The sequence below is a fragment of the Bacillus sp. DJP31 genome (genome assembly GCF_049310945.1).
In the GTDB taxonomy this organism is placed as follows: Bacteria; Bacillota; Bacilli; order Bacillales; family SA4; genus Bacillus_BS.
Genome location: NZ_JBMERO010000026.1, coordinates 1 through 12,387, shown reverse-complemented (window position 1 = coordinate 12,387; position 12,387 = coordinate 1). Strand labels below are relative to the sequence as shown.

At 33.3% G+C, this 12,387-nt stretch carries 9 protein-coding genes and 2 pseudogenes; all 11 read right to left on the bottom strand.

The window, feature by feature from the left end; all coding sequences use genetic code 11:
- Positions 1-146: 146 nt before the first annotated feature.
- The gene (locus ACOI1C_RS18170) at positions 147-1,442 is read right to left on the bottom strand and encodes an ABC transporter substrate-binding protein (protein WP_422512009.1); all 1,296 of its coding nucleotides are present in this window, start codon (positions 1,440-1,442) and stop codon (positions 147-149) included.
- Between the two features lie 177 nt (positions 1,443-1,619).
- Positions 1,620-3,386, bottom strand: a complete 1,767-nt coding sequence (locus ACOI1C_RS18165; protein WP_422512008.1) for a sensor histidine kinase — start codon at positions 3,384-3,386, stop codon at positions 1,620-1,622.
- A gap of 16 nt (positions 3,387-3,402) precedes the next feature.
- Positions 3,403-4,962, bottom strand: coding sequence for a response regulator transcription factor (locus ACOI1C_RS18160; RefSeq protein ID WP_422512007.1), 1,560 nt, complete (start codon positions 4,960-4,962; stop codon positions 3,403-3,405).
- 424 nt (positions 4,963-5,386) lie between these two features.
- Positions 5,387-5,560: pseudogene (locus ACOI1C_RS18155) on the bottom strand (23S rRNA (uracil(1939)-C(5))-methyltransferase RlmD); the annotation flags it as partial.
- A 65-nt stretch (positions 5,561-5,625) separates the two neighbouring features.
- Positions 5,626-5,934, bottom strand: a pseudogene (locus tag ACOI1C_RS18150) (type I restriction-modification system subunit M N-terminal domain-containing protein); the annotation flags it as partial.
- Positions 5,935-5,951: 17 nt separating this feature from the next.
- Positions 5,952-6,545, bottom strand: a complete 594-nt coding sequence (locus ACOI1C_RS18145; protein ID WP_422512006.1) for a transcriptional regulator — start codon at positions 6,543-6,545, stop codon at positions 5,952-5,954.
- A gap of 161 nt (positions 6,546-6,706) precedes the next feature.
- On the bottom strand, positions 6,707-7,654 hold the full coding sequence (locus tag ACOI1C_RS18140; protein WP_422512005.1) for a type II toxin-antitoxin system antitoxin SocA domain-containing protein: 948 nt from the start codon (positions 7,652-7,654) through the stop codon (positions 6,707-6,709).
- Positions 7,655-8,230: 576 nt separating this feature from the next.
- Positions 8,231-9,478, bottom strand: coding sequence for an ion channel (locus tag ACOI1C_RS18135; RefSeq protein ID WP_422512004.1), 1,248 nt, complete (start codon positions 9,476-9,478; stop codon positions 8,231-8,233).
- A gap of 106 nt (positions 9,479-9,584) precedes the next feature.
- Positions 9,585-10,721 carry an XRE family transcriptional regulator gene (locus ACOI1C_RS18130; protein ID WP_422512003.1) on the bottom strand — a complete coding sequence of 379 codons (1,137 nt, stop codon included), beginning with the start codon at positions 10,719-10,721 and terminating at the stop codon, positions 9,585-9,587.
- 29 nt (positions 10,722-10,750) lie between these two features.
- Entirely contained in the window at positions 10,751-11,431 is a 681-nt protein-coding gene (locus ACOI1C_RS18125) for a hypothetical protein (RefSeq protein WP_422512002.1), read from the bottom strand.
- A gap of 235 nt (positions 11,432-11,666) precedes the next feature.
- Positions 11,667-12,230, bottom strand: coding sequence for a hypothetical protein (locus tag ACOI1C_RS18120; protein WP_422512001.1), 564 nt, complete (start codon positions 12,228-12,230; stop codon positions 11,667-11,669).
- Positions 12,231-12,387 lie beyond the last annotated feature (157 nt).

Below are 12,387 nucleotides of genomic sequence, written 5' to 3'. Positions count from 1 at the left end.
TTCCGTTCCTTGCGCTGAGGAGGCTCAAAGCCCGCCCCGGGGAATGGTGCATCCTGGAGCTGCAATCAACCACTCTACTCTTTTGTAAATAGCAACAAAGTTTATGAAAAATGCAAAATAGATGCGAAGATTGGTAGGAAAGTCCATTATTGAAGTTGTGCTTCCGCTTGTTGTTGAGCATCTTCTAATACTTTATCTAGATCCTTACCGTTAAGGTAGTTTTGCATCTCAACAATCAAAATATCGTCAATCGCATACGTATGCAGACCATAATTGACTTGTGGAATTTCCTTTACCCATTCTGAGAAATCAAAGATAATTTTTTGACCTGCAAAGAACTCATCAGCTGCTTTGTATGCTTCTCCATCTGCTGCAGGAATGTACGTTCCAATTGCTCCAATCTCTGTTACTAAATCTTGATAGAAATCAACGTTTGAACCGTATGTTTTGGCTAAGAAATCTGTTGCTTCCTCTTTTCCATCAACATCAAGGACATACCACGAGCTTCCACCTAAGTTAGAGTAATTGACTGAATTATCCACACCTGGAAGTTTAGGGTGTGGTACAACCGCCCATTTACCTGATTGTGATGCTTCTGCCTTAATTGAAGGAGTAATCCAGTTTCCAGTTGGAACAGATGCTACTTCTCCGCTATTAAATCCTGCTAAAAATTGACTCCAATCAGAGATTGGCTTCACAATATCAGAGTCTAACAATGCTTTATACATTTCAAAAGACTTCTTAAGCGCTTCATTACCAGCAATAAATGGTGTGACTCCATCTTCTTTCAAGTACCAAGAACCACTAGATTGGATCATCACACGAATTAGACCTTGATCATTTGGATCAAGTGACAACATTTGCTTTCCAGTTACTTCTTTTACTTTCTTTCCAATTTCAATATATTCATTCCAGTCAATACCTTCTAAGTCAGCAAGTGTGAATCCTGCTTCTTTTAAATAATCCGTTCTCACATATAAACCTGTTACGCCTGTATCGAATGGTAAACCATAGTTTTTACCATCTAAGCTGGTTGGTGCAATTTTATATGAAGCAAAGTCTTCAGGGTTAAAAGATCCTGTAATTTCATGGAAAGAATCCGGATAAGCTTGAAGGAAACTTTGTGCTCTGTAGTCTTCAATTAACACAATATTTGGTAATCCCTTTGTAGTCCCAGAGCTTAAACTTGTATTTAATTTTTGGATAATATCTGCTTGAGCATTTTCTATAATCTTAATTTCTAAATCTGGATTTTCAGCTTGATAAGCTTCTTTTGCTAGATTCATGGCTTTAATATTAAAGTTAGGGTCCCATGCCCATATTGTAATTTCTTTTGACCCTGATGATCCATTTGAATCTGATCCTACTGTCTCTTTAGATCCAGAAGAACATGCAGCCAAAATTAGCATGCAAGCCATCATTAGTACGAGTAGCTTTTTCATAAAATACCCCCATATATTGTGTTTTGTAAGCACTATCTCCCTACATCTACTATGTTAGCATCTATATTCAGCATTTCTTTAGGACGATATTTTTATAAAATTGTGATTTCTTTGTAAAATGTATCCGCTTACAAAAAACATGGGTTGTAATTTCTTTAGATACTTGTAATTTCTTTATCATTCACTGATCGGGATAATAATTTTCACCTTAGTTCCTTTACCTAATTCACTATGAATGGTTACACTGTATTGGTTCCCGTACAAAATTTGAATTCTTTCATTCACATTTCTAACACCAATTCCGGTAAAATGCTGGTGCTTACGTTTTGTTTTTGGAAGTTTACTAGATGTTATCTCCATTCCATCGCCATTATCCATTACTTCACATATCAATGTTCCTTTTTCCTTCCAAACCATGACATTGATAAACCCAGACGTTTTATGATTAAATCCATGGAAAAAAGAATTTTCAATAAAGGGTTGTAAGATAAGTTTAGGAATTTGCTCCTGTAAGCAATCCGGGGCAAGTAAATAATTTACCTTGATTCTGTCACCGTACCTTTTTTGGTTAATTAAAACGTAGTCTTTCAAGTTGTTTATTTCTTGTTCAACGGAAATGGTTTCACTAACATTTCCAATTGTATTCTGTAACAAAGAGATCAAGGAATTGATTGTTTCTTCTGCCTCTCCCTTCCCACCTTGTTGAACCATAAACTTAATAGAAGTAAGTGTATTGTATAGAAAATGTGGATTGATTTGCTGTTGCAGCGCTGCAAGTTCTGCATTTCGTTTTTGTTTATGAGAAAGAACAAGTTTCTCTAAATAATCATGTAGCTCGTCAAGCATCGAATTAAACGCTTTACTGATTTGCCTAGTCTCATAAGTGCCAGTTACCAAGACATATTGATCGAAATTATATTTTGAGGCATCCGAAATTTGCTTCACTAACGTAGATAATGAATTTGTCATTCGTCTAGAAATCAGAAACACAATAATAAGTGCCACAACGACTATGCATATACAAATCAAGACAATTTGCTTTTTATTAATTAAATCACCAATTGCCGATTTTTTATCTATTAGATTGAAGAGATAGATATCAAGGGAAGGAATATATTCCATAAAAATGATTTGCTCTGTACCCATGAAGTTTTCAATAATATAGTTATCATCCGTTTTCTCATTTTCTTTTGCATAGCGCAAAAGATCCTCAGCGTCTTCCCCAATTAATTCCACTTGATTACTTGAAACAATGGTGCCTTTTTGGTTGAGGATGAAGACATTGTTACCCACACTCGTATAACTGCTATAAAACTTTCTGAACTCACTCTCTTGAATAGCAAAATACATCATTCCGTAAATACTCCCTGAAATCCTTTCCATTAATGCTTTGGAAGCTACAATAAACCCGGCATCTCCAGCCGTTTCTGTTAATTGATTCCGATGGTCGTATTGATAAATCAACCGTTTAGGCTCTGTTAATGAATTTCCAGTAATGACATGTACCTTTAACTCTTCATCAGAAATAGGCCAGTATGTACGATTTGAAGCATAGCTCATTCCATTAAAACCGGTAACAATTATTTCCGTCTCATATGCATTCACATTTGATTTTGTTCGTTTCATTTGCTCACTCAATTGATAATAGGATCGCATTTTTTGCGCATTTGTTTGTTCCTCAGTCATGATTCTCTTAATCGTTCCACTTTGTAACATGTTGTTGGATGCGAGAATAATAGAGTAATTATATGATTCAAAACTATCTTTAATTTGATTCATGACTTTAGCATTTGTAATGCTGAACTTATCAATAAAAAAATTCTCAGACATACGAAATGTTGTCCATGTAATAATGATTGAAACAGTAATAATACTTATCACACTTATAAGAAACATAATCGCGAACAAACCATTATGCTTAAAATGATTTTGAAAACTATTCATTCTATAATCACACCGCTTATTTCAGTTTTTGTTTTCTTTTATATTGGCTAGGAGATAATCCTTTTAACTTTTTAAAGACCTTGCAAAAGTAACTATGATCAGAATAACCTACCATCTCGCATATTTCAGATATACGAATAGAACTATTCATTAAAAGCTTTGATGCTTCTTCAATACGAATTTTATTCAAATATTCATTGAATCCACCTTTGTTATGTGATGCAAAATAACTAGATAAGTAGGAAGGATTAAAATGAAAATGGTTCGCCACTCCCGTCAAGTTTAACGGTTTAGCATAATTCTCTTCAATATAATCAAGCATCAATTGGAAGTTAGAATGTCCTGTATGATTTTTCCTCGTTAAAATAATCTGCTGTGCTTTATCTATAAAGCGATGCAATTGTTCCACAACATCAATTGTCGTCTTAGCGAGGTCGATTGAATTGAAAAGAGTGAATCTCTCATTCTCTAATTTCTTAACGTCATAATCAAGATTGCTTAACAGAATGGTTATATTAAAAATAACATTGCCAAAAAAAGATTTATATTCAAAAATATCCATTCTACTAGATTTTGATAAAGCATTTATATGATCCTCTAAATAACTGAAGGCTGAGTCAAAACGTTTATGTTTAAAATCATTTGTAAACTTGTCCAAATTAAAGGAAGCAAGTAATGGTTCATCAATTGATAGATTCTGTTCTGTCACGATTTTAGACTGTGGGTGATAAAAACGATATTCCAACATTTTCTTAATCACATCATTGTATTTAATGCCTATTTGAGAAAAACTTAAAAAATCATCACACAAAAGCACCGCAAGATGATGGTCCAGTTTTATTAATTCATGAGCCAGACTATAACATTTCGCTAGTTGGTCGGCTTCTCCATTGACAAGGAATACGCTTACATTGTCCTCAATTTTAAAACGTTGTAAGACTAAATCCTCCAACTCCAAATGAGTATCAAACAAGGTGTCCATTCTCTTACCTAAAGAATCTATTACTTTTGCATCAATGATTGGAAGGTGTCTCGCATCCACAGCTACTAAGCGGAATGCATCATAAGGAAAAGTCCGTGAGATTAAGTCAACATCATAGTTAACGTCATATCCTGATACAAATTGTCCAATTATATGACCCATATTAATCGGAAGACTAGCTTGCTCATTAGTTGATTGCAAGGAAGGTATTCTATTTGCTGCAGTTGTTAACACCTTAAGTAATGTTTCAGCATCGAGTTTCGGTTTTAGAATATAATCCACTGCGCCACTTTGGAATGTCGATCTCACATATTCAAACTCTCCGAAACTACTTAATATGATGATTTCAATGTGTGGATACTTGCTTTTCACAATCCGTGTTAATTCTTCACCGTCCATTATGGGCATCACAATATCTGTTAAAACAATATGTGGATTTGTTAACTCGATTAATTCAAGAGCCTCTTGACCATTCGATGCTTCTCCGACAATTTGAAAACCTTCTTGCTCCCATTGCAAATAGTGTTTAATCCCTTGCCTAATTAATTGCTCATCATCCACAATTAGAATTCTACATCTTTCACCAGATTTCAAAACGATCCCCTCCAGGTGTTTTGCTTGGCACGTACCGATAGACTTTTTATCTTTCATTATAACTTCAATTTTCTGTTAATACTACATTAGTGCCTAGTGTACCTAGATAAATTCGAAACTATCCAAATAAACCAAACGAATTTTATGGTTGTTCAATTACAAACGACTTTTATCAATCAGGAATTAAGTGAGATTATTTACTACACAAAAGCAGGTTCTTCAGCACTAAGATCCCCATTAAAAAACCTTGAAAGGCAAGTAGCCAATCAAGGTTTTTATGCATATTTGTATTGCTTGCTTAACTAAATATAATATAGATCACCAGTCTTAGAATTAGTTCAATATTGACTTTCTAGCTCAACCCCTGATAAAAATAAACCTACTTTTGCATTATTATCAAGTGGTAACTGCACTAATAGAACTATTATTTCAAAACCAGTAAAGCTACACTTTCAACGTGCACAGTATGAGGGAACATGTCCACGGGCTGCACCTCAACCTTACGGAAACCCCCGTCTTCTAAAATTCGTAGATCACGTGCTAACGTAGCTGGATTACAGGAAACATACACCACTCTCTTAGGTTTCATCTCAATAATAGGACAAGGGGACAGGTACCGTGACCCAATATATTGGGACATCGTACCTGTCCCCTTGTCCCTCCAATTTCAATCATTGCATCGTCGATATATTGGCCAATTTTCGCATCCTTTGCATGGTCTTTGACGAATCCCCATCTTGCTTCTTTTGGTAAACAAAAGATGTTCTCATGTGCATATTCATCACGATCTTCTTCAAAACTATCGCCTTCTTCAAGTAGCTCTTCATACTTTGTATCGAATTTATCTGAGATATATTTTAAGAAGATGAGTACGAGAACGACGTGCTTATATTCCCCAGAGTCCATGCTTCCTCTTAGTTTATCTGCTGCTTTCCATAGTGTTTCTTCAAAACCGATATTTGCTGTTGCCATCATGATCGTCTCCAATGCTAAAAATTATTGTCGTCTAACACTTCAAATAGTTCACTCTCGAATTCATCTTGTTCAGGTCCAGTAGACACCCAATCAGGCAAAACCTCTAAATAATGAGCTAACGCTTCTACTGTTTTATGTAAGATAATTTCATGCTGCGATTTCTCCAAAAGCTCAATAACTAGTTTGAAAGTATCAATATTAGGTAGTTCATCTGCTATTTCTATTACTTTCTTGAATCTGGCTACAAGCTTTGCTTTTTCGATCGTTCTCTCAATCTTGTTCATTTCTTCTTTGTCATATACTGGTACTTCTACTATATCATTTACATTTCCAATGATAAATTGTTGATCGTAGTTTTTAACAACTGACGTGAGGTCTTGTTTTAGTTTTTCCTTCTGAATCTCTAATTTCTCTACTTCGCTTAGTTCCTTCATGAAGTAGTCTTCTTCTATTCTAAATAACTCAGAGAGGACAGGAAGGTATTTCTTAGGAATATTCTGCTTTTGTTTAATCCAAAGATTGATGTTTTGCTTCTTTATTCCTAGTGTTTCAGCTAACATCAAATGCTGCATATTATATAAATTTAAGATATATTCAAGTCCAATCAAAAAACCACTTCCTAAGTAATTGTCTCAGTCAATAAACTTAGTTTATCAGCAAATATTGTCTTAGTCAATATACATATATCTTCTATTAGAAAAAGTGCCAGGCGCTATCCAAATAATTGGAGAGTTCCTGGCACCTAATACTCTTAACATTAGTTAAGGTTTTAAGAATGAATCTTATTAAATAGGTCTTCACTGTAATCCTTTACATCAGAGACATTTAGCATCTTATACTTTTCTTTTATATCGTTAAAATAGTTTTCAATTAATTGTTTATCAATAATACGGTTAGAAGCCTCTTTTTCCATTAATCCAATCCTGGTAACCTTCCAAGGAGGTTCAATATGAGTCATTTTTTCTAAAAGTTTCCCACTATAGCACCCAAAGTTATTCACGATTGTATCCAATAATTCCTTCTCAGATTCAGATAATAAACTATATTTATATTCATGCTGCTTTTCTTCAATGGGATTATATCCATATTCTTTATATATTTCATAGACATTTCTATATACTGGCCCATGAATCCAGGCTTCACAATCATCTTCAATTAGAAACGCATTATTTATAGCTTTATTAAATCCCTGTGAAAAATATAAAAGTTTCTGAAGCGCAAGTGGAGTGATCTCCTCACATTTATATAATAAATATTGGATCACATGGTCGATCTTCCTTTGCTGAGTAAAAGGGAAGACAGTAGATTTTTTAAATTCTTCAATTGCTTTTTCACAATTTTTATATGCACTTTCTGTAATTTTTTCCTTATTCGCTTTTAAAAAGCCTTCCATTAAAAGAGGTTCATTTAGTATACTTCGCATTATTTGGGAATATTGTTTAGTCGGAATGTCTCCATTCAAATATCTGGTTAGAGTTCCCTCTCCCCAACCTAAGGCTAATGATAAGGGCCTTTTACCTATTTTAAAAAATTCAACTAAATGGTTAATCTCTTCATTAGTTATGAGATCCTCTAATTGTCTATAACCTTCATTTATTACTTTTAGGTTATGATCATGTATTTCTGGAACAAATACAGCTGAACCACACACTTCACAGTATGCTTCCTTCGCTATATAAGTAATTTCCCTCCCTTTTATATTTTTCACCTTTTTCATTTCAGATTCTTTGAAATTTACAATGTCGTGGCATTCTTCACAGAAAGGTAACAAAAAAAAAGCTCATCCTAAGTAAACTTAGAATGAGCTACTTACTATTTCTGTACATCGCTAAAATTCCCTACCGAATTCACCCGCTCCAAACCCGCATTCCTTCGTTCGCTGTTATAATAAAGTTTTCGCATAACTCCCGCTTTTTAACCCTTTTCTTAGCTTTTTCTCACTTTTCCCCGCTCTTTTTTCACGCTTTTTTTCACACTTTTTCTCGAATGATAATAAAGTTTTCCGAGACCACAATAAGAAGAAAGGCTTATCCCGTAAGGGATAGCCCTGCTTTTCTCACGCTTTTTTACGAAATCTTTTTTCTCACTCGAAGGAGAAATCGGAAAGGTTTATTGTGTTTTCGGTTGGAATTATTGGTTAGTTACATAGTAGAAAAAAGGTTTAAGGTTAAGTATTAAGATATTTATTAATCATAATTAATTTACAATAATTATTTTCCAGATATAGTCTTCAAACAATAATTAGAATTTTTCACAATATGTAAAATTCTATTATAATTTAAAATGGCTGACCCTAATGTCTAAACAGTTTCCGTAAGAATAGTGCAATAAAACTACCTGTTATTATGAATCCAGCTACTTGTTGCACTATAACAATTAAGCGAGCTTGCCAATTTGCTGGACTCACATTACCATATAAGTTTGAAAGCATTGTTGTTGAATTGAAATATATTACATCTATAGCATTCTCGAATATGTTATTATTCTCTAAATCTATTCCAGTTAATTTTATTGGACTATTAGGATAGGGATAAAATACAAAGAAAAAAAGTACATACAAAAATAAAAAGATAAATAGTAGCCTTGTTGGTTTCTCTCCATAACCCGTTCCATAATCCAATATATGATCCCAAAACAATTTCCAGCTTTTCAGCTTTTTCTTTTGACCCTTATAAAACATATATATACTATCACTCATTTTTTCATATTCCCCGATATTTCTTAATACCGCTATTCGGCTAAGCATAAAATACCTATAAAAATGGTCATAGTTTCTATCTGTAATTTTGGGAAGGTTTTTATAAAAATGATAAACAACTCCTGTGTATGATAAAAATGTTGGAGGGGAATCATTTTTTAATTTTTCTAATTCCTTTTCATAATTGTTATAAATCTGTTCAAGTACATATAATTCCGATTCTGTTGTTCCAATCCCCATAATGTCATAATAATAATCAGTTCTGTAATAATACCACTCAAGTATTTTTGTAATGGCAATGTAAAAGTCGTTTTCTCTCAGTAGCCTTGCATAATAGTCTTCAAGGATTCTTAAAAATTCAGTATCAATCTTCTCTTTTTTACCTTGTTCTAAACCTGAATTATAAGTTAATGAACTTAGTTGATTAAGATATTTTCTAAGTTGGTCAACTTCACATGAATTATTATTAAACAAATGAAAATATTCACTCCATAATCCTATTATCTCTCTTTGGTAACTCCTTAAATCTTCTTTGCAGAACCAATAATAATCCAGTTTAAAACCAAAGTGATCAATTTCATCATCATGCCCATCTCCTAAACTATACGCAAGGCTTGCTACCGAACTTTTCTCATACTTTTCGTAATACACAAATTCAGCAAAAGTTAGATTTATCAATTTGGAATCTATAGGTTCTCGAATCATATTTAACCTTTTCATTTTCGATAAGATTCTCTGTCTTTTTTTCTTTTGCTTTGACTCTAAGTAATATGTAATAAAATCAGCAATTAATGTAACGATTGCAAAAATAATTAATAAGTATATAGCATCGTGATTATCCATAAATTTTCTTTCCTTTCAATGCATCTTAATAAGCAATATATGAAGAAGAAATTTTTTCGTAAAACATCCTAAAAACCCTCTTACGTAAAGAGGGTTTTTATAGTAGTTACCTTTTAACTAATTTAATAGTCGGCTCAGACTCTTTGTAATTTAGAGTACCTTTCGAGAGATTGCATAACATTTCGATAAACTCTTGTGGCACACCCATTTCCTGAATAAGTTGTAACTCATTTTTCACATCGTGTTCAAGTAGCATTAGGATGCTCTTTTTTAACACAACAGGTTCCTGTAAAGGAAATACATCATCTAAAGGTTCCTTTGTCCTCATTTTTTTCATGGACATTTGTTTTTGTAATGAGGTATATCTACTTTCGTCAATTAAGTTTAATTCTCTACTACGATAAATCATAGCCCCCATTGAAACCTGCCAATATTTTTTTAACTCTATGAAGTGTAATAATGATGTAGATGTTACTGTTCTGGCGAATGCTTCTGCGGGTAGTAATAATGCTGATGCAAAACGATTCGCTTGATGCTCCATTGCCTTTATTTCTTCTCTACTAAGGGTATCTTGATTATCTATGTCTTCATGCATAAGGATATGACCTAACTCATGTCCGCCATCAAACTGTCTTCTAAAAGCCGATTGCTTGTCATTTCCAAGAAAAATAAAAGGTCTACCAGACCGATGTTGACAAAATGCATCTACTTTTTGCGTATCAGTATCAACTGAAAATACCATGATTCCATTTCGTTCTAACAGGTGTACAATGTTAGCAATAGGATTCTCACCTATTCCCCAATGTTCTCTTACCTTTTTAGCCAATTCTTCTATAGTATCACTATCATTCCAATTTGCGTTTAATTGGGACACATCTGGTAAGTTTAGATCTGGAAATTCTATTAAATCAGCTAAATAACTGTAGATATATCCAGCTAATAGAGACTTATTATACTGCATCTCTTTATTTTTCTTCGTAGCAGTAGCATTTGCTCGAAAGAAGGTATTTCCAACATATTGTTCTTTATAGTCTTTATAAAAGTAACTTTTTGGGAACCCTAAAGTATTAATTAAAGCCATCATAGTTTCTTGTTTCGGCATATGTTCTCCGAGTTCAAATTGTGAAATAGCTTGTTTTGATATCCCAATTATATCGGCAAGGTCTTTTATGGTAAGCCCTCTTATTAATCGAGCCTCTCTTAGTCTCTTCGGATTAATAATTGCATCCTGTTTTACGCTCATTTTTACTGCCCCTAACTAAAAAAGTTTCTCTAAGATGTAGTCTTTCCTTTTAGCTTAACTACAATATCTTCTTCTGATGGTGTTTTCAACGGTGTTGGAATATCTGATAGTTGGTAGTTGTTGAGTGGCACAAGAACTTTAGTGTCTATATTAATTGAATCTGAAATATCGTCTTTGTAAATCCAGTCCTCTTGATCTGGTCTTAATGCCCCTTCATAGTAGGTCTCTGTTTTACTATCATAAGTAACAATAATCCCAAACGGCTGGTTTTCTATACCCAAAGGAAGAGACTCCTGAAAAGGGGTATCACCATAAATTTCATCATAAGTCATTCCCATATCGGTTAGTCGTACTGCATTTGAAGATGCATACTCCCCTCTATAATTACATTGTGCAGGTATAAACTTTTTTTGAGGTAGTTTGGATACAAGTATGAAAATATTCCTTATTGTATCTTGAATTACTATATATGGGTGAAATCCTGCTCTTCGTGGGGTAACCTTCATTTGTGTATGAGGATTTTCCTCTATCATTTTCGATACACTTTCATTTACCATGTCATATAATAAATGAGGTGCATACTTTCTTGTGATTGTTACTGGCATTGCTGAGATAAGTTCTTGATAATCTTTAATTCCTCTTTGAATTCCTTTTACTATTAAGGATCTTTGTTCACTCGTAAGCATACATTTTTCTACTACCTTATTCACTCCATCACCCTCCAAACCATTATCTACCAATATTATTTACCTTTTATTAATTTTTGTCAAGTAATTAAGATAAATTTATACATAGATAAAGTAACGTGCTTAAATCTTCTTATTCGTCAAATGAACCATCTAAATTTTAAGTATAGAAAAAGACTGCTGTAGGATAGGTCAGCAGTCTTAAATTAATAAAAAACTATTTTTTAAAATATACAAAACAAATTTGATTCAGCACTGATCATGGATTACCCCTAAATGAATCATGCATAAAACTCTTTCCTTCTGTACAATGGCACTTTCCACATGTACAGATATAACCAGTACAATCTTGACACCTTTGGTTTAAATCAGGATCAAGAACTTTACCACAGTAACAATTTGGATAGATGTGCCTTACAAAAGAATATAATTCAGGTTTATGTTTCTTATTTTTCCAAGATTGTTCAATCTTATCTAAAATTTCTTGTCTTGCCTCCAAAGTGATTTTTGCAAGATTGTGTAAGATAATAGGATTACTGTGGAAAGTAACATACACATAGCCTATATCTTTTGAGTAATTTAGAACACAACCATATAATACTCCAGTATCAAGCAAAACTTTATTCAAGTCTTTCAGGAGGTTCAACTCGAATGGATGTTCCATCATAAAATGATAGGGTACAAGGTTAAATGGTTGGTAGTTTGTTTCCCAAAGCAATTCCTTACTTTGCGTAAATCTCACTTCTCCTGTCTCGTTATTTATTGTAATCTTTATAACATGTCCAAGGTGAAGATCTGCTTTGATTTTTACTTCTAAAAGCATAATAATACTCTCCTCTCTTTTAAACTCAGAATTATAATCCTAGATTTCGAAGCCAATCTATAAAAAAACAATAAAAAAGTGCTCTGACCTTTGGTAGAATAGGGTTTATGACAACCAACTAAGCCAAAGAGAGGAGCACCTTACGGTGAATAATTAT

Excerpts from the sequence above, each read along its gene's own strand:
- ACOI1C_RS18135 (WP_422512004.1), bottom strand. The coding sequence starts at position 9,478 with ATGGATAATCACGATGCTATATACTTATTAATTATTTTTGCAATCGTT.
- ACOI1C_RS18120 (WP_422512001.1), bottom strand. The coding sequence starts at position 12,230 with ATGCTTTTAGAAGTAAAAATCAAAGCAGATCTTCACCTTGGACATGTT.
- ACOI1C_RS18170 (WP_422512009.1), bottom strand. The coding sequence starts at position 1,442 with ATGAAAAAGCTACTCGTACTAATGATGGCTTGCATGCTAATTTTGGCT.
- ACOI1C_RS18130 (WP_422512003.1), bottom strand. The coding sequence starts at position 10,721 with ATGAGCGTAAAACAGGATGCAATTATTAATCCGAAGAGACTAAGAGAG.
- ACOI1C_RS18165 (WP_422512008.1), bottom strand. The coding sequence starts at position 3,386 with ATGAATAGTTTTCAAAATCATTTTAAGCATAATGGTTTGTTCGCGATT.
- ACOI1C_RS18140 (WP_422512005.1), bottom strand. The coding sequence starts at position 7,654 with ATGAAAAAGGTGAAAAATATAAAAGGGAGGGAAATTACTTATATAGCG.